19 protein-coding genes are annotated in these 18218 nt (G+C 38.2%); 9 read left to right on the top strand and 10 right to left on the bottom strand.

Annotated elements, in window-relative coordinates:
* Positions 1–147: 147 nt before the first annotated feature.
* Positions 148–696 carry a DUF2777 domain-containing protein gene (locus KFD70_RS07750; RefSeq protein WP_336450952.1) on the top strand — a complete coding sequence of 183 codons (549 nt, stop codon included), beginning with the start codon at positions 148–150 and terminating at the stop codon, positions 694–696.
* Between the two features lie 59 nt (positions 697–755).
* Here the strand turns inward: KFD70_RS07750 and KFD70_RS07745 are convergent, their stop codons facing one another.
* Positions 756–1121, bottom strand: a complete 366-nt coding sequence (locus KFD70_RS07745; RefSeq protein ID WP_336450951.1) for a YisL family protein — start codon at positions 1119–1121, stop codon at positions 756–758.
* A 149-nt stretch (positions 1122–1270) separates the two neighbouring features.
* On the opposite strand from KFD70_RS07745, the gene rocD reads away from it, so the two are divergent.
* Positions 1271–2461 (top strand): ornithine aminotransferase, encoded by a 1191-nt coding sequence (gene rocD / locus KFD70_RS07740; protein WP_336450950.1) that lies wholly within the window; start codon positions 1271–1273, stop codon positions 2459–2461.
* A gap of 36 nt (positions 2462–2497) precedes the next feature.
* Here rocD and KFD70_RS07735 read toward each other — a convergent pair whose 3' ends face one another.
* Positions 2498–3001, bottom strand: a complete 504-nt coding sequence (locus KFD70_RS07735) for an HXXEE domain-containing protein (RefSeq protein WP_336450949.1) — start codon at positions 2999–3001, stop codon at positions 2498–2500.
* Positions 2973–3872, bottom strand: coding sequence for a fumarylacetoacetate hydrolase family protein (locus tag KFD70_RS07730; RefSeq protein ID WP_431613095.1), 900 nt, complete (start codon positions 3870–3872; stop codon positions 2973–2975). The genes KFD70_RS07735 and KFD70_RS07730 overlap by 29 nt, the downstream gene beginning before the upstream one ends.
* Before the next feature lie 241 nt (positions 3873–4113).
* Here KFD70_RS07730 and KFD70_RS07725 point away from each other — a divergent pair, with 241 nt between their 5' ends.
* The 7 genes from KFD70_RS07725 (at position 4114) to gerPF (ending at position 6420) form a co-directional block, all read left to right on the top strand.
* Positions 4114–4293 carry an aspartyl-phosphate phosphatase Spo0E family protein gene (locus tag KFD70_RS07725; protein ID WP_336450947.1) on the top strand — a complete coding sequence of 60 codons (180 nt, stop codon included), beginning with the start codon at positions 4114–4116 and terminating at the stop codon, positions 4291–4293.
* A 137-nt stretch (positions 4294–4430) separates the two neighbouring features.
* A complete protein-coding gene (locus KFD70_RS07720) occupies positions 4431–4652 on the top strand; it encodes a spore germination protein (RefSeq protein WP_336450946.1) in 222 nt (73 codons plus the stop codon).
* A 17-nt stretch (positions 4653–4669) separates the two neighbouring features.
* Positions 4670–4876, top strand: coding sequence for a spore germination protein GerPB (locus KFD70_RS07715; RefSeq protein ID WP_336450945.1), 207 nt, complete (start codon positions 4670–4672; stop codon positions 4874–4876).
* 68 nt (positions 4877–4944) lie between these two features.
* The gene (locus tag KFD70_RS07710) at positions 4945–5559 is read left to right on the top strand and encodes a spore germination protein GerPC (protein ID WP_336450944.1); all 615 of its coding nucleotides are present in this window, start codon (positions 4945–4947) and stop codon (positions 5557–5559) included.
* Between the two features lie 6 nt (positions 5560–5565).
* On the top strand, positions 5566–5760 hold the full coding sequence (locus KFD70_RS07705) for a spore gernimation protein GerPD (RefSeq protein WP_336450943.1): 195 nt from the start codon (positions 5566–5568) through the stop codon (positions 5758–5760).
* Between the two features lie 12 nt (positions 5761–5772).
* The gene (locus tag KFD70_RS07700; RefSeq protein ID WP_336450942.1) at positions 5773–6159 is read left to right on the top strand and encodes a spore germination protein GerPE; all 387 of its coding nucleotides are present in this window, start codon (positions 5773–5775) and stop codon (positions 6157–6159) included.
* 45 nt (positions 6160–6204) lie between these two features.
* On the top strand, positions 6205–6420 hold the full coding sequence (gene gerPF, locus KFD70_RS07695) for a spore germination protein GerPF (RefSeq protein ID WP_336450941.1): 216 nt from the start codon (positions 6205–6207) through the stop codon (positions 6418–6420).
* Between the two features lie 270 nt (positions 6421–6690).
* Here gerPF and addA read toward each other — a convergent pair whose 3' ends face one another.
* From addA to aceA, 7 genes are all read right to left on the bottom strand, one after another.
* Positions 6691–10425, bottom strand: a complete 3735-nt coding sequence (gene addA, locus KFD70_RS07690; protein ID WP_431613094.1) for a helicase-exonuclease AddAB subunit AddA — start codon at positions 10423–10425, stop codon at positions 6691–6693.
* Entirely contained in the window at positions 10422–13934 is a 3513-nt protein-coding gene (gene addB / locus KFD70_RS07685; RefSeq protein ID WP_431613093.1) for a helicase-exonuclease AddAB subunit AddB, read from the bottom strand. Before addB ends, addA begins: the two co-directional genes overlap by 4 nt.
* 147 nt (positions 13935–14081) lie before the next feature.
* Entirely contained in the window at positions 14082–14654 is a 573-nt protein-coding gene (lepB, locus tag KFD70_RS07680; protein ID WP_241817557.1) for a signal peptidase I, read from the bottom strand.
* 57 nt (positions 14655–14711) lie between these two features.
* Positions 14712–15305 carry a TVP38/TMEM64 family protein gene (locus tag KFD70_RS07675; protein ID WP_336450938.1) on the bottom strand — a complete coding sequence of 198 codons (594 nt, stop codon included), beginning with the start codon at positions 15303–15305 and terminating at the stop codon, positions 14712–14714.
* Positions 15306–15531: 226 nt separating this feature from the next.
* On the bottom strand, positions 15532–16119 hold the full coding sequence (locus KFD70_RS07670) for a competence protein ComK (protein WP_336450937.1): 588 nt from the start codon (positions 16117–16119) through the stop codon (positions 15532–15534).
* Positions 16120–16430: 311 nt separating this feature from the next.
* Positions 16431–16634, bottom strand: coding sequence for a cold-shock protein CspD (cspD, locus tag KFD70_RS07665; RefSeq protein ID WP_336450936.1), 204 nt, complete (start codon positions 16632–16634; stop codon positions 16431–16433).
* Positions 16635–16932: 298 nt separating this feature from the next.
* The gene (gene aceA / locus KFD70_RS07660; protein ID WP_336450935.1) at positions 16933–18210 is read right to left on the bottom strand and encodes an isocitrate lyase; all 1278 of its coding nucleotides are present in this window, start codon (positions 18208–18210) and stop codon (positions 16933–16935) included.
* Between the last annotated feature and the right edge of the window lie 8 nt (positions 18211–18218).

Raw genomic sequence — 18218 nt, 5'->3', positions numbered from 1 at the left:
CGAAATTTCTCCGCCTGAATAAAAAATTCACTGTATGAAGCATGTTCTTATTCTATGCCCAACTTTCTTTATGGGTTCCATAGTTATAAAGAACGACTAAACTGTCCATAACAAGAATAAGTACTTTGATAAAAGGAGAAATCACGAATGAAACAACGCAAACATATTTTGTATAATCAGCCACGTGCTCATACAATTGGGAATGTGGAATATATAAACAATGAGTGGATATTCTTTGATGATGAAAATGATGAAGCATTTTTGCTTGATGATATTATTGAAGATGGGTTTGAAGTTTTATATAACAACAATTGGCTGCCAGCAAGATTCTACGAACAAAATATATTAAAAATCGCAGATGAACATCATCCACTGCAAAATGGAGAATTGATACGAATTCGCAAAAAATTACTGCTTAGTTATCATGAATGGTTAGAAGAACTATCTGATTCTACATTTTCATTATTTGCAGAAACATTGCAGTCATTCAATTATTCTCTATATGACTGTATTTATTGCCATAATTTCTTATCGTTTCAACCGAAAGATCAGCCTTGTGAAGGTGTAAACCTCCTATTATTTGATAACGAGGAAATGATTTGCTCGCTGCAACATCATTACGTTCGTTTTTCTACTTGTAATAAAAATATATTTAAGTTTATAAAAACGAATGGCGAGGAATTACATATTCAATGAAATGAAAAAAAACCACCCTATTTCTCTCATCACGAGTAAAATAAGGTGGTTTTCCTTTACTAAAATAGATCAAAACCTATCGGTAATCGTAATCCAAGATATAATACAACTACAAGCGCAATAATAAATTGAGCCCAAAACGCCCCTGCTGGTTTCTTCTTACTCGTTTTCACAAGAATCATTTCCATCGCAGCAATCACCCAAACACCAACTAACATTTTTAAGCCATACCACATATGTACATTCCCTGTCGCTGTTTTCATAATGCCTTGATATAGTAAGAAACCAGTTACAATAATGATGATATACATAAGACGAAGCCCCATATGTACGCCTTTACCTTTTCTCCCTGCCGTATACATTGAATACGCCACAAAGAATAAAATGAGCCCTAATGCCCACGCTGTAATATGCATGTGTGTCATGTATCCCTACCTCCTCTTTTTCACACTTTCTCACACTATATGATACCACGACCATTTCTTTTCAGGAAATGTTTCGCTTTTTCCAATTTAAATGATATAATATTTAGAGTATTTACAAACTTCTTGTAATAACAAAAGGGGGAACAATCATGATTCAAACAAAAGATATTATCGAACTAACAGACACATACGGTGCAAATAACTATCATCCGCTTCCAATCGTTATTTCTCAAGCGGAAGGTGTTTGGGTAGAAGATCCTGAAGGAAATCGCTATATGGACTTACTTAGTGCATACTCTGCGGTAAACCAAGGACATCGCCATCCGAAAATTATTAATGCGTTAATCGAACAAGCTAATCGTGTTACGTTAACTTCTCGTGCTTTCCATAGTGATCAATTAGGTCCTTGGTACGAAAAAGTAGCGAAATTAACACATAAAGATATGGTACTTCCAATGAATACAGGTGCGGAAGCTGTTGAAACCGCAATCAAAACAGCACGCCGCTGGGCATATGATGTGAAAAAAGTTGAAGCAAACAGAGCTGAAATTATCGTTTGTGAAGATAACTTCCACGGTCGTACAATGGGCGCTGTTTCTATGTCATCTAATGAAGAATACAAGCGCGGCTTTGGCCCAATGCTTCCTGGCATTGTTGTCATTCCTTACGGTGATTTAGAAGCGTTAAAAGCTGCAATTACACCAAATACAGCTGCATTTATTTTAGAACCAATTCAAGGTGAAGCTGGCATTAACATTCCACCAGCTGGATTCTTAAAACAAGCATATGATATTTGTAAAGAAGAGAATGTATTATTTGTAGCTGATGAAATCCAAACTGGTTTAGGCCGTACTGGTAAATTATTTGCATGTGATTGGGATAACGTAATTCCGGACATGTACATACTTGGTAAAGCACTTGGGGGCGGTGTATTCCCGATTTCTTGCGTTGCTGCAAACCGCGACATTTTAGGCGTATTCGAGCCAGGTTCTCACGGTTCTACATTCGGTGGTAATCCACTTGCATGTGCTGTTTCTATCGCAGCTCTTGATGTATTACTAGATGAGAAATTAACAGAGCGTTCTCTTCAATTAGGGGAAAAATTAGTAGGACAATTAAAAGAAATTGACAACCCAATGATTACAGAAATCCGCGGCAGAGGATTATTTATCGGCATCGAATTGAACGAGCCTGCTCGTCCATACTGCGAAAAATTAAAAGAATCAGGGTTATTATGTAAGGAAACACATGAAAATGTAATCCGCATTGCACCACCTCTTGTAATCTCTGAAGAAGATTTAGAGTGGGCATTCCAAAAAATTAAAGCGGTATTATCTTAATCAAAACAAGCTGCCTTTTACGAGGCAGCTTGTTTTTTATGAAACAATCATTCTTGAGAAAAGTAATATACCAGCAATAACCGGAAGTAGAAGCAATACACCTACTACACAGGAGACAATCACAGGTTTCAACTTCCACCAATCACTTCTTATCCCTTCCCGAAACCAAAGCAATGAAAAAGGGATAATCAATACCAATGCTGTTACCAATCCTGGAACGTATCTTTCTGTTACAATCGCCACGCCTACATGAAACCACCCATTCATAAAAATCATTGCTTGCGTAACAAGTAATAGATAAAGTGTGAATTTCTTTTTTAATATAGTATGAATACATACAAGCAGAAAAACAATAGTTGTCAATATACATAACGCAATGAAAAAATATTGTTTTTGTCCTGCACTTTCTTCCATACGAATCGGCTGTAAATATTTTATTTCAGGAAAAAAATAATATTCCTCAGCATTATGAAATGCAAATAATATAGGGATGAGCCAAATGGAGAAACTACTATTTAACTTCGTTTTGAAGTGTTCCAATATGTTGTACCGTAATTATCACTTCATCACCAGCATGCAAAAACTTTGGCGGAGTAAATCCTTTTCCAACTCCCGCTGGTGTTCCAGTCGCAATGATGTCCCCAGGCTCTAACGTCATCCCTTTACTTACGATCGAAATAATATCTTCTATCGAAAACATCATATTTGCAGTATTTGAAGTTTGACGAACTTCCCCGTTCACTTTTGTTTCAATGTTTAATTCGTTTGGATTTTCAATTCCCGACTTATGAACTAAATATGGCCCCATTGGACAAAATGTATCAAAACTTTTTCCTAAGAAAAATTGTTTATGTTTTCTTTGAATATCTCGAGCCGTTACGTCATTTACAATTGTATAGCCGAAAACATATTCAAGTGCCTTCTCTTTCGTAATTTGTTTTCCACGTTTTCCAATTACAATTGCGAGCTCACCTTCATAATCTAGTTCATTCGTTGCATGCGGATGACTGTGAATTTTCTCCCCGTTTCCAATAACCGTCGTTGGCGCCTTTGTAAAAATCATGATATCTTTCGGAACGGCTTCTTCTCCGCCCATCTCTATCGCATGATCACGGTAGTTTTTTCCGACGCAAAGAATATTCTTTCTCGGCCTTGGAATAGGTGCTAATATTTTAATGTCCTGCATGGAATAATATGCTGTTGTTTCATTCTCTTTTGCCCAGCTTACAATTTCTGTTGCCTTTTCAATAAAGGTACTTCCTTGTTCGATACACTCTAACATTGTAATAGGAACTGTAATCTTTTCGCCTTTTTGCCTTTGTGCTTCTCTCATATGCAGCACCTTTTCTTCGTGCTCATCCACAATACCAACAAATACTTTTTCTTCCTTCTTCACCGTCACAAATCGCACGATTTCCACTCTCCATCCTAAAACTCATACACTGTAATTGTATTCGCATTCCTTCAAAAAAACCCTGCCAATCCATTTTAATTTTTACAAAATTCTTTATTTTTTACAACCCAAAATACTATTTTGGAATAAAATGTAGAATTTTTACTTTTTTTATCGAATGCATTTCTTTTTTATGGAATTTTTGTATAATATGTACTACATATATACATAAAATTTATAAAGAGATGGAGCCGATTCTATGTTTGAGCAAGCCATTGAAAAAAAACGTGAAAAAATGATGTATTTTGCTGAGCGCTATGGAATAACTTCTCAAAAAACAGTGAATTGTAGTCAAGAACTGGACAGGCTCTTAAATGTTGTTTGGCTTTTGCAAGAAGATTTCGCCCCAACTTATACGATAGACGAACACACACAATGAAGTGTGTGTCTTTTATTAAAAAAAAACACATTTTAATAAAAATGCCCATACAATAATAATAGAAAAGAATATTTATTTTTCACATTGAACATACATGATGACAGCATTAAAAATTTCATTTATGAAAGGTGTTTGCGATGCCAGCAATGGTTGGACATATTCATATCGTTAATATTGGATCAAGTGGGATTTTTCATATTGGAGATGTATTTGCAATCAGACCGATTAGTTACTCTCGTGCTTTTGCAGGAGCTGGTTCTTTTAATGTAGGTGAAAACGTTTCGGTATACAATTATCAAAATACGACGACAGTCAATGATACAGACGTCATTGATCAAGCTATCATTGGATCAAACTAAAGGGAGGCGAATCGTGAGTGAACTTTTATGTACAGCAAAGTATTATCATTAACAACATCAAAATTGAAAGTATTACAACATCTTCCGTTTTTCAAATTGGAACTGCTGGTAGCATTAAAGCATTATCTAAGCTTTCCAATACCGGGGGATTTACAGAGCCACTTCGTCCCTTAACAGCCAAAGGACAAATTATTTCTATTAAACCGATGATGAGTTCTTCTTAAGCCACTTTTATCATACACATATAGAGCAAGTATACACACCCTCCCTATTGAAAAGGAGGTTTCACATAGTGAATCAAGATATATACATTTACCTACAACAACTTCAACAAGTTCTTCAACAGCAGCAAGAAGCAATCTGTGCATTAGAAGCGCAAGTACGAGCATTAACAGAAGAGCTTGATGAACTAAAAAGCCGTCCCTCCTCTTCTATAGGAAAAGTAGAATATAAATTTGATCAACTAAAAGTGGAGAACTTAAATGGCACATTAAATATCGGCTTAAACCCATTCGCTACGACAGATCAACAAATTGAAGATTTTCAAGTAGATACCGAAACATTAAAAGTAAATCCAGAAACACAAACAAACCCTGATTTTTATCAAGATATTATTCAAGAGATGCATCGCTATTTGGATGAAGAAGCCTACAGCAGAATTCTTCATTTTGAACATGAAGAGCGAACACCACTTGATGATATGTATCGACAAATGATGATTGACGATATAAAAAAACAAATGGAACACCGCCTTCCTTATTACTTATCACAAGTACAGCCATATGAGGACATTACATCAAATCCTCAGTATATGAAAGAGGTAATTATTCAAGCTATGAAACAAGATATCGATAAAGCATTCCTTTCCTTTATTCAACACATTCCTAGCAACTTCCGAAAGGAGTAAACATGTATGAATTTTACCGTTGTGAATCGTGAAATAAAGGTTGGGCAGATCAAAATGAACGGGGTTTCTTCATCTGCCCTTTTTTTAATCGGTGATGCGAACCTTTTAATTCTCTCTTCTATTCTCGATACACCTTTCGAATCCGTTACTGAGGGTCCATTTGTACCACTTGTAACGGATGTGCCTACTACGCCAAGTTAAGGAGGTCTCTCCATGCTTCAACACATTTCAGTGGTCCATCGGACAAATATTATCTCTATGGGAGGGTCTGGCACGTTTCAAATTGGCGATGCAAATCAAATGGAGTTAATATTCCGAGCTCTTGTTGTACACCGTGAAATTCCTTACTATTTAAAGGATGAAGGAAAATTGGAAGCTTTTAAAATCTTTACAGATGATGAAATCACAATTCCTACCCGTTCCACGGATGTCAAAATGAATATTATAAATGAATGTCCCTTTATTGAAGTAGGTGATGTTACAGTTCGTACCATATTAAATTCCGCTTGCTTTCAAATTGGATCAGTTGATTATGCATTTAATAATTCACGCATTCACCAAATCCGCCAGTATATTACAGATGAACCTTTCAACCAATAAATCATATAGTAATGTTAAAGAAAAGTGCTTAGGTAGGTGAATCACATGCCCTCTGTAGTTGGGAACCTCGTTGTGCAAAATAGTAACGGCTCTTTTAACTTAGGTGACTTCTATAATGTCTCTCCAAAAGAAAACACAAAGGCGTATAACGGTTCAGGAGCATCAAATGTTGGTTTTGTAGTCAATACATTTAACGGTGTCAGTGCAACCAATACATTTGATTCAGATGTTGCGGATCAAAATCAGGCGGGAACAGCATAAAAAAAGTAGGGGGAATCCCCCTACTTTTTTCGTTTGTTTCATTTTCTTATTTTTACACTCTTCACAAGTTAAAAAAACGATATAAACGCTTTTCTTTCTAGGTGAGAGAGAGGGTCCAGCCATGAATAGAAGCGATCAGATCCTTTTCCTGCCCCGCGCCAAATAAAAAAACAAGAGCAAGTCACCTTTTCTTCTTCACGTGAGCGGCTTATATACCGAAAACTAAAATAGATTTATACAAATTCAGCTTGCAGCCAAATTCGTTTTACATTACATACTATCTTCTACACGCAGTATGTGACCTCCGTCAAAGAAGTATAAATATTTTTCTTTTACCGGATGATGCAAGCTTTTCTCTAGCGCTTTCGCATATAGCGTAATTTGCACTTTATAACGATCTTCTAAAATAGGTTTTGCCTGATCGTATCCACCTGGAAAACGTCCTTCAATTGTATCTGTTTTAAAGTCAATTAATACAATCCCATCTTCCTCTTCTATCATACAATCAATAACCCCTTGGACAAGTACAGATTCTTTGCTCTGCCCTTGCCAATCTTGATACGCTTCTTGTGCTGAAAGCATCATCGTAAATGGTACTTCACGTTCTACGCTCTTCGCAGCTAGCACACGCTTACCAAGATCTGTATCAAAAAATGCTACAATGCGATCAATCGGAATGTCTTCTGCTTGCTCAAATGTCAGTAATTCTCTATTTACCATTTCCGCAATTTGTTCTTGAATTACTTCTGGCGTAATTGATTTTTGTAAATTAACATGCTGCATAACGGCGTGGACAGCCGTCCCACGTTCAGCGTAAGTTAACCCCTTTTTCTCCATAAAACGCGGACGCGTTTTGATAGGAGTACGAAGCTTTTTAATAAAGGTATGATCACTTCCATCTTCCGATTGATAATTCCGCTTTATCTCCGTAACAGACTGCTTCGCCCGATGTGCTGTTGCACCTTCATGCGCATATTCCCATGTTAAGCGAGCATATACTTCTTCTTTTCGTTCACTTTCTAACGGAACCGCTCTTTTCTCACGAAGTGCCTCTAACAATTCTTGTTTTTCTTCTTGCACTGGTTCAGGTGCAAGTAAAGTGTTACCGTCAACTACTTCCACTTTCCAGCTCGCATCGTACTCATAAATTTCACTTGGTATATTTCCTTGTCCAAGTTCAAGGAGCATTTCGCTATCACGATGTCTATATAGTGACGGCGTGATCCAATCTAAATAACAAGATGCTCCCGCACGAACGTAATCCGGCAGTAACCAATCTGTATGCTCCCTTGCATCAAGCCACTTTTCTATTTCTTTCTCTTTATCTTTCACTGTACCAATCAAAATCAATTTTTCTTTCGCACGCGTTAAAGCAACATACAATACACGCATCTCTTCCGCAATCAGTTCCATTTTCATTTTACGTTTAATAGCCAACTGTGATAACGTCGTATATTTAATTCGTTTACGAGGATCAATAAACTGCGATCCAAAACCAAAATCTTTGTGCAGTAAGAACCGCTTCATTAAATCTTGTGTATTAAAACGACGCCCAAGACCCGCTACAAATACAACGGGGAACTCTAACCCTTTACTTTTATGAATCGTCATAATCCGAACAACATCTTCTTGTTCACCAAGCGCTCTCGCTGTTCCCATATCATCCCCGCGCTCTAAAATACGCTCAATAAAACGAAGGAAACGGAATAACCCGCGGAAAGATGTTGCTTCATACTGCCTTGCTCTGTCGTATAGTACACGTAAGTTAGCTTGGCGTTGTTTTCCCGCCAGAAGACCACCAACAAAGTCATAATAACCTGTCTCACGATATACTTTCCAAATTAAATCAGAAAGAGATTGCTGACGGGCAAATTCACGCCATCCTTGCAGAAGGCTATAGAACCATTGTAGTTTTCCATGTAATTCTGCCTCTTCCTCAAGCGGTGCTCCTTGTAAGAAGGAACGCAGCACTTCATAAAACGAGCCTTTCTTTTCATGAGCACGGAGCATCGCAAGTTCCTCATCGTTTAAGCCAACAATTGGGGAACGAAGTACAGCCGCAAGCGGAATATCTTGCATCGGATTATCAATTACGCGAAATACATTCATCATAACGGTTACTTCAGTTGCTTCAAAATAACCTGTCGCAAGCTCAGCATAAACAGGAATACCTTGCAGCTTTAACTCTTCCATAATTTGCGGAGCCCACGGCATCGAACGAAGTAAAATGACAAAATCACGATATTGCACTGGGCGCATGCAATTATTTTTCCGGTCATATACTTCATAACCTGAATCCACCATCGCCTTAATTCTCTGAGCCATTAAACGTGCTTCAAGCTGTGCTTTTTCTACTTCTACACCGTCTTCTCCTTCTGCCGATTCTTCTCCCTCAGACTGATGAATACATAACAGCTCGGCTGCTACATCTTCCCCTCCTGGATAACTTGCACCTAACTTTAGTTCTGCATCTGCATCATAGTCGATTTCCCCGACAGTTTCACCCATAATTTGTTTAAAAATAAAGTTCGTACCCGCTAGCACTTCATGACGACTACGGAAGTTTTTTGCTAAATCGATTTTCATACCGCCGCCTATACCTTCAGGCGTAAAACGTTTGTACTTTCCTAAAAACAAGCCCGGCTCTGCTAATCGGAAGCGATATATGGATTGCTTCACGTCACCGACCATAAACAGATTACCTTCTTGCTCAGAGTCTTTCGTTACAAACTTAATAATCGATTCCTGCACAAAGTTTGTATCTTGATATTCATCGACAAGTACTTCGGCAAATTTATTGCGATATTGAAGCGCAACCGGCGATGGACGCAGTCCACCATCTTCCGTTCGTTCACTTAAAATTTGCAAGCAAAAATGCTCTAAATCGGTGAAATCAACCATTCCTTTATCACGCTTGATTATTTGGAATCGCTCCGTAAATACTTTTACAATTTGTACAAGTTTTTCTAATACAGGATGCATCTCCTTAAAATCACGTAAAAAGCTTTCTGGTTTCCGGCTAAATAACTCCTCTTGTAGTTTTTTCACTTCATCTTTTGCTTTATTTCGAAGTGAATCTACTTGTTTGACAATCTCTTCATTATAGTCACTCTTCTTAATGCGCTTTAACATTTGCCACGAAACATTTTGCATCGCTTCATATACACTTGTCCAAGACTGATGAGCTGCACTAGATAGTGTTCCAAGTAAAACAAGATCTGCCTGCAACGTTTCAACACGCGGTGCTGGTCCGTCTGGAAGCATCGCAAGTTCAATTGCTTTTTGAACATGCTTTTCAGCCGTTTCCAGCTGAAACTTCACATCTTCTAGTAAGTAAGACGCATACGTTAAGTCTTCAATCGATTTTCCTTCCACATCATATGCTTCAACAAGCTTATCCAGCCATTTCTCTGGATCTGGATGCGCCCTCGATTCTGTATGAAGTGCTAGGATCATGCGCTGCAAATCATCATCACTTCGGTCACTCGTATAACGATCAACGAGTTCAAAGAATATATCATTTCCCTCGGTGCCATATTCCTCTTCTAGTATGTCATCTAATACTTCTTCTTTTAATAATTCATTTTCTGTCTGGTTCGCAATGCGAAAACGCGGATCAACGTCGAGCATATAATAATACGTTCGAATGACTTGTAAACAGAACGAGTGAATCGTTGAAATCGACGCTTTATTTAATAAACTAAGCTGCTTACGAATATGCTCTGACCCAGGCTCATCGATTAATACTTTTTCTAACGCTTCACCAATTCTGTTCTTCATCTCTTGCGCTGCTGCATTTGTAAATGTTACAACAAGCAAGCGATCTACATCTACTGGATTCTCGGCATTAATAATTTTGCGAATAATTCTTTCTACAAGTACAGCTGTCTTTCCCGATCCTGCTGCTGCCGCGACTAAAATATCACGGCCATCTCTGACAACTGCTTTCCATTGATCATCCGTCCATTGACTACCTTCAGGCTTTTGTGGCCAGTTCTCTATCATTCGCCAACCTCCTCTCTTATTTTCTCCATCGCTTCACTATCTTTCATATCTTTTAACGTGCGGAACTGGTTATCTTCAAGTGATTCATCAAACTGACAAACAGAGCGGAAATTACAGAACGTACAAGCTGCTTTATTCCCCATTTTATAAGGCGCAATATCAATCACACCTTCTGTAATGTCTTTCCCAATATTTTCAAATGTATGATGCACATATCGCTGTAAGGTTGTAAATTCTTGTTCACTTGCAATACTAGAACGCGCACTAAAACTACCATCTTTCTTCAGACCGGCAGAAATAATGTCTGAGCTTCCCGTACTTAACTTATTGTCCATTAAACGAACAACATCCGCATCTCCTAGCACGAGACCTTTCATTTTAAATTTCTTTAAGATTTCTTTTTCGATTTCTTCTTCTGAAGCATCGCCTTTCATCTCCACAATTGGGTTATGAATATGGAAATATAAAACGCCAGCAGGCAGTGCCGCCTGACCTTTTTTCATCCACGTATTTGCATTTGAAATGACAACGTCTAAATACGTTAACATTTGAAGTGCTAAACCGTAATACACTTCCGTTAAATCTAAAGCTTTTGTACTCGATTTATAGTCAATAATGCGAAGGAACGTACCGTTTTCATCTTCCGCTTTATCTACGCGGTCAATGCGGCCAACCACTTCCATTTTCACACCGTTTGAGAGTGTAAATTCCATCGGTGGAAGAGAACCCGTGCCGCCCATACCGAATGGAACCTCTAAATCAACTGGCACAAATCCACTTGACTTCGCATGCTCACGCAGGATAAGTGACGTACGGAAAATGATTTGCTGCAGTTTTTGTTTTAAATAATGATTTCGATTCGAACTTAATAAAATTTGTCTTTGCAGAAGCGGTGCAATTTCTTCGATTACTACTGCAGAAAGATGCTCACACTCTTTTATCGATAAATCAGCCCACGTGCGATTTTCCCTCAGTAACTTGTCAGCAATTTTCTTTAATGCCGCATGGAATAATTCGCCGATATCTGGTGCATCTAATTTGAACACATCACGTTCTCTTAGCGATAATCCGTGCTGGGCAAAATGAGCATATGCGCAGCGATTAAATAGTTCCATACGAGAGACGCTTCCTTTAATTGTATCTCCGTATAGCTCTCTACTGACAACCGGACTAAGTTTCTGCGCACGATTTCGATAGAATAAACTAGACAACACGCGACTACTTTTTTGCTTCCACTCAGGTGAAATCACATAGAAGTTATATACATCCCACCAAAAATCAAGATTCCCTTCAAAACCGTATCGTTTCCAGTTTTGAAGTTGCTGCGTTACGTACGACAACGTAACTTCTGGCGTTGCTACATACGAAATTTGATCCTGACGAGATAAATCATTCACATCATTCGTTATGAAGACTTCTTTGATAGAAGGGAACATTCTTTTTACTTTCTTAATAAAGCTAGATGACAGTAACGTCTTTCCTTCTTCATCCGCAAGCGGACAAGAAATATATAACTTCTCAGATGCACGGGTTACTGTTTGATAAATAACAAATTGCTCTTCTAATAAAGTCTGCCTTGTTGTTGGTGCTAATTCTACACCAGCTGTAGCGAGAGATTCTCTCTCTTCATCTGATAACATCCCTTCATCTGAAGGGGCTGCTGGAATGATTCCTTCATTTGCACCAATTACAAAAGCAGCGCGAACATTCGATAACCTTGTTCGATCAATATTTGCAATCAGCACTTGATCTAAAGCAGGCGGGATATTTGCAAATTGAAGTGCCTCAAGTCCAGTTGTCATTACATCGATAAACATTGCACGAGACATCTTTTCCTCGCCTAGCATTTCTACAAATGTATCGAGAAGATTCATTACCTCTTCCCAAACTTGATCATGGTCACTTGCAAACAGGAAATTCCCTTCTTCTTCAGCACGCATACGCAAATCTTCTAGTTTTTTAGGAACATCTAATTCTTCTAAAAATAAATACACTGCTTCACACATTTGCATGACTGAACTTGCACGTTTGAAACGCTTCTGCAAACGAATAATCGGTGTTCGTACTACATCACGGAGACGGTTGATTTTCTCTTCCATTTCACGCTCACTATCGGTTTGTGTTCCGCCTGCCCCATCTAACGAGCGATAACGACGATATGTCCACGGTTCATCTGCCGTCCATCTCTTTCCTTGTACACCATATGCTAAACAATAATTTTCAAACTCATCCATTTCTTCGCGCATGGATTCTTTTCTTACATCTAACGGATATAATAGTTCCGTTTTTATGCAGCGGAATACTGCATCATAACGCCAATTTCCACTAATGACTTCTAGCGCAGAACGAATGCATTCAATAAGTGGATGATGCGACATCGGACGCTTCTCATCGATAAAGTGCGGAATATCGTAATCCGTAAATAACGTTTTCATTACATCATAATAGCTTTCTCCATTCCGAAGAAGAACCGCAATATCTCTGTAGCGATAATCTTCTTCGGCAACAAGTTTGCGAATCTCCCTAGCTACACCTTCAACTTCCGCTCGCAAGTTTGCCGCTGTATATAGTGTAATACCTGGTTCACTTTGAAACTTCTTAGAAGGACGAGATTCAAACTCCGCTTCTAGATGTGCGAGTCCTGGTGAATGAAAACGTGGTTGTTCTCTCATCGGAATCGTATTTTCAATCACGACTTTCTCTTCACGCGCTAACTGTTTCACTTTTTCATACGTAAGGACTGTTTGATAATACAAATCTAGTTCGCTTACTGGCTGTGATAACGTTTTTTCGTCTACTGTTAACGTAACTGTAATTCTTGCTCCGCAAACCATGAGCTTTCTAATGATTTCTAATTCCCCAGGTGAAAAGGAATGAAATCCATCTATATAAATTTCTGCACCTTTTACATAGTCAGATTCTGGAAGCTTTTCTACAAGCAACTGCAGGTAATCTTCTGAATCTAAATATTTACCAATCAAAGCTCGTTCAAAATCATCATATAGAAGCTGCAGATCGTACATTTTATTTGCTAATAATTTTTGCTCATCACCATTTGAATGAGCATCTAATTGTTGCCACATCTCATATACATTCGATGGTGTAACATTGTAGCGTTTAAACTCAGCAATCATGCTTCCTAAATGTTCAAAAAAGCCATTTTGTTCTGCTGCTTTTTGAAACACATACAATCCTTCCTTACGCGATTCTACAATTTTGCGCAGTAGCATATGCACGCCCGCCTCATCAATATGAAGACGACTCGCGCCACCAACTTCTTGAAGGACCTTCCACGCTAACCTTGAAAAACTAAATACTTGCGCCCTGATAGAGCCGCTAACTTCTTCATTTCCTATCAATGCTTGCTGTGTTTGGAACGTCATTTGTTCCGGTACAAGATATAAAATAGTTTCGCCCCTTGGACGCTGCCGCAATTCTTCTTGTACTTCGTGTAAACAAAATGTACTTTTTCCACTTCCAGCCCGTCCAATCACAAATCGAAGCGACATGTAATCCCCACCTTTCACTGACATAACGAACGTTAGTTTGATATCATCCTTGTATTATAACACAAAAAAACAGGAGCTAGCAGGCTCCTGTTTTTTGTCGTTATTTGCTGAATAGTCGATATCTTTTGTTGAATCGCCGATAAAATTTTATTTATGATTCCCCTTTGAAAAGTTCGTCTGCACTTCATTAATTGGCCAATAACGTAAATCCACTTTCCCAACAACAGTATCTGCTTTCACAAAGCCAAAGTGTCTGCTATCCCAGCTGCCGAGACGATTATCACCAATTACAAAAATAGACCCCTTTGGAACAGTCTTTTCTCTCGTTAATTCTTCTAACGTAAAGTCTCCTGTCAACTGTCGGCCTTCCGCTTGCCTCTTATAGGTCTCCAAATAAGGCTCATCCACAAATTGGCCGTTTATATACAACTTATCATGCTTATATTCAATATGATCACCTGGTAAACCGATAATCCTCTTTACGTAATCCTCTTTCTTATTTGCATGAAACACGACAACATCAAATCGGTTCAACTCCCCAACTTGATAGCTAACCTTATTTACCACAAGCATATTTCCATCTTGAAGTGTCGGCATCATTGACTTCCCCTCTACAACATACGTTGAGAAGAAAAACGTTCGAAAAAAAACAGCTAATAGCACGCCTATAAGGATTGTCCTCATCCATTCTAGGCCTTCTTTTTTCAAAGCTCGCTTCATCTGCCTCTCCCCTCACCCTTTTCTATAATGGAGCCTTACTTACAGTGCAGACTAGTCTTAATGTAGTTCTAGCTTTACTTCAATCTTCTTACCGACATACCATAAAATAAAAATAACACCTATCACAATAATTGTTTTCACCGGCTTATAAATAAAAGAAGTTAAATCATGCCCAATATAACTTAAAATAAAAATCATGACTAACTTTCCAAGCGCTAGTGCTAACACAAATTGTCGTCTACTAATACGTGATAAACCAGCCACAACATTAATAAGTGCAGACGGTGTAAAAGGAAAACAAAATAAGATAAAAATAGGTGCGAACCCTTTCCGTTCAATCCATCCCATCGCTTTGCGCACTTTCGGGTGTTTATTCACAAACGAGAAGAACCGACCTCGTCCAAAACGGCGAATAACCGAAAATACAAGTAATGCACCAAGAACCGACCCAAGCCACGAATACAAAAATCCAAGCCATAACCCGAAAGCAACTGCATTCGCCATCACAAACAAAATGAGTGGCAGCGCTGGGATAATCGCCTCCACCATCGGCAAACCAATACCAAGGAGCGGCCCAAATGCCCGATAACTCGCTACAATTTGCTCCATATTTTCTTCTGAAAAATACTCTTTGATTGTTTGAAAATCCATTCTACAATTTGCCCCTTTATAATATCCTATCCCTATACTTTATCATTGCTTGTCAGAAAGAGGAAATGGTAGATACGACATATGGAGATGTATTTATTAATGTTCCATATTTTTATGTAAAAATCCTTTATTATTATTGTATGATAATCTATCAATATTTGACATGGTTTTACATATTGAGAAATAAAAAAAGGATGGTTATCCCACCCTTTCCACTTATAAGTTATTATTCCTTTATGTCTTCTTCTTTCACAAGATACGCTTTTTCATAGGCAGGCTTTAGCGCTGATTCATCTTCCTTATCGACCTGCTTAAACTGAAGTGTTCCTTGTTTATTTTTGCGATCCTCATACTCTGTTCGTAGTTTTGCGGTTCGATTTTGCTGATTCTCAAAACTGTTCTTTGATATTTCTAATTTCACTGCGAGACCGTTAATGAATCGAATGATTAGATTACCATCTGCTAGTTCTTTATTATTTGCAATATGAAAGTGCGACAACCATGCACATTCCTTTCTAGAATAAGAATACGTAGGAAAAAAGTAAAGCTGATCTGTCGGGCTAATTGCAATGGGTGCTTTATGTGTAATACGTGTCAACTCTTTTGTACCGTCTTTTCTACCTAAGAAGCTAGATCCGTGCTTGCGACAACTTCGTTCCACAATATCAAGAGGCTTTTGAAACATGAAAAAACTGTCTTCTACTTCAACTACTCGCGTTACAATACGTTTTTCACCTAAAATAACTGGAAGTAAGGCCATAGTTTTCTTGTTTACAACATAATTTTCAACATAGCGTTCTGCTTGTTCACCCATCCTACACTCGCTCCTTCATTATTTTTCTTACAATTCATAACAGCAGCTGCATGGATAATTGTATCACTACAAAAACAAAATTGTTCATTTTTTCAAATATTTTACATTTTCTTATAAAACTTTAAAATTTCATTATATTTATTCATACAAATATCTGTATAAAATCCACTTATTCTCTTAACTTAAAAAGATGGATTGCTATAGAAAAATGCAATCTTTTCTTTTTGAAATATTTGTAACATAGTAAAATAACCCTAAGCGCACAAAAAAAGGATGGCATAAGCCATCCTTTTTTATCACGTACTATAAAATTATAGTTTTACAACGTTTTTAGCTTGAGGTCCGCGGTTGCCATCTTCGATTTCGAAGCTAACTTTTTCGCCTTCTTCTAGAGATTTGAAACCTTCAGTTTCGATTGCAGAGAAGTGTACGAATACATCGTTTCCGCCTGGAACTTCGATGAAACCGAAGCCTTTTTCGTTGTTAAACCATTTTACTTGTCCTGTTACTGCCATAATTATTTCCTCCTAAGAAAATACATATTTTTTTAGTTTTCATACATAAAAAAAGAATCCACACATTATCAAATACGAAACATAAAACAGTTCTCACATACTTTTTCTCGTTCGTTTTCAGCACTTGATAATATATGGATTGCTTGATTTAGTTATTCAACTGAGATAATCATAGCATACTTAAAATAGAATGTACAATATTTTTCGAAAATATTTCTTTCTAAATTTTTACAACACTATCAATCGATTTCCTATATGAAAAACAACAGGTGCCCTTAAAGGACACCCGCTTCAGCACTTATTTTGTAAACTGCGCCTCTTCCGTAGAACCTTTCAGGGCCGTTGTAGAAGATGTTCCGCCTGTAATCACTTGTGCTACTTCGTCAAAGTAACCCGTTCCAACTTCGCGTTGATGGCGCGTTGCAGAGTAGCCGTGCTCTTCTGCTGCAAACTCAGCTTGTTGCAGTTCAGAATACGCTGCCATGCCGTGCTCTTTATAACCACGCGCTAATTCAAACATGCCATAGTTTAATGAATGGAATCCAGCTAATGTTACGAACTGGAATTTGTATCCGTATGAAGCAATTTCTTTTTGGAAGGTTGCGATTGTTTTTTCATCTAATTTTTGTTTCCAGTTAAAGGATGGTGAACAGTTATATGCTAGTAATTTCCCTGGATATTTCTCATGAATTGCTTCCGCAAAACGCTTCGCATCTTCTAAATTAGGTTCAGATGTTTCACACCAAACAAGATCTGCATATGGCGCATATGCTAAACCGCGCGCAATTGCTTGATCAAGCCCTGCTTTCGTCCGGTAAAAACCTTCTGGCGTTCTCTCTCCTGTAATAAATTTTTGATCAACTGGATCAATATCACTCGTAATTAGATCGGCTGCATCTGCATCTGTTCTTGCTACAATAATTGTTGGCACACCCATTACATCCGCTGCTAAGCGCGCAGAAATTAAATTACGTACCGCCGTTTGCGTTGGTAGCAACACTTTTCCGCCTAAATGTCCGCATTTTTTCTCTGAGGATAATTGATCTTCAAAGTGCACGCCTGATGCACCTGCTTCAATCATACCTTTCATTAATTCAAACACGTTTAATTGTCCGCCAAATCCCGCTTCAGCATCCGCAACAATCGGTACAAAATAATCTGTATCACCGCTGCCTTCCATGTGCTGAATTTGATCCGCACGTTGCAGCGTTTGATTAATACGCTTTACAACAGCTGGTACACTGTTCGCTGGATATAAACTTTGGTCTGGATACATGTGCCCGGACAGATTAGCATCCGCTGCCACTTGCCAACCACTCAAGTAAATTGCTTTTAATCCTGCCTTTACTTGCTGCATCGCTTGGTTTCCTGTTAACGCACCAAGCGCATGAATATAATCTTCTGTATGAAGCGATTGCCAAAGTTTCTCCGCCCCGCGGCGTGCTAATGTATGTTCAATATCAATTGATCCGCGAAGACGAATTACATCCTCAACAGAATAAGGACGCGTTACCCCTTTCCAACGCTCATCTAACTCCCAGCTTTCTTGTAATTTTTGTACTCTTTCGTTTGTCATCTCTTCCA

Origin of the sequence: Bacillus pfraonensis (assembly GCF_050768835.1) — a bacterium.
GTDB lineage: Bacteria > Bacillota > Bacilli > Bacillales > Bacillaceae_G > Bacillus_A > Bacillus_A pfraonensis.
This window is presented reverse-complemented; position numbering and strand designations above follow the sequence as displayed.

Coding starts and splice junctions, on each gene's coding strand:
- gerPF (WP_336450941.1), top strand. CDS start 6,205: ATGCCCTCTGTAGTTGGGAACCTCGTTGTGCAAAATAGTAACGGCTCT.
- KFD70_RS07670 (WP_336450937.1), bottom strand. CDS start 16,119: ATGGGTGAACAAGCAGAACGCTATGTTGAAAATTATGTTGTAAACAAG.
- KFD70_RS07720 (WP_336450946.1), top strand. CDS start 4,431: ATGCCAGCAATGGTTGGACATATTCATATCGTTAATATTGGATCAAGT.
- KFD70_RS07745 (WP_336450951.1), bottom strand. CDS start 1,121: ATGACACACATGCATATTACAGCGTGGGCATTAGGGCTCATTTTATTC.
- rocD (WP_336450950.1), top strand. CDS start 1,271: ATGATTCAAACAAAAGATATTATCGAACTAACAGACACATACGGTGCA.
- KFD70_RS07750 (WP_336450952.1), top strand. CDS start 148: ATGAAACAACGCAAACATATTTTGTATAATCAGCCACGTGCTCATACA.
- addA (WP_431613094.1), bottom strand. CDS start 10,425: ATGATAGAGAACTGGCCACAAAAGCCTGAAGGTAGTCAATGGACGGAT.
- KFD70_RS07700 (WP_336450942.1), top strand. CDS start 5,773: ATGCTTCAACACATTTCAGTGGTCCATCGGACAAATATTATCTCTATG.
- aceA (WP_336450935.1), bottom strand. CDS start 18,210: ATGACAAACGAAAGAGTACAAAAATTACAAGAAAGCTGGGAGTTAGAT.
- addB (WP_431613093.1), bottom strand. CDS start 13,934: ATGTCGCTTCGATTTGTGATTGGACGGGCTGGAAGTGGAAAAAGTACA.
- lepB (WP_241817557.1), bottom strand. CDS start 14,654: ATGAAGCGAGCTTTGAAAAAAGAAGGCCTAGAATGGATGAGGACAATC.
- KFD70_RS07705 (WP_336450943.1), top strand. CDS start 5,566: ATGAATTTTACCGTTGTGAATCGTGAAATAAAGGTTGGGCAGATCAAA.
- KFD70_RS07675 (WP_336450938.1), bottom strand. CDS start 15,305: ATGGATTTTCAAACAATCAAAGAGTATTTTTCAGAAGAAAATATGGAG.
- KFD70_RS07725 (WP_336450947.1), top strand. CDS start 4,114: ATGTTTGAGCAAGCCATTGAAAAAAAACGTGAAAAAATGATGTATTTT.
- cspD (WP_336450936.1), bottom strand. CDS start 16,634: ATGGCAGTAACAGGACAAGTAAAATGGTTTAACAACGAAAAAGGCTTC.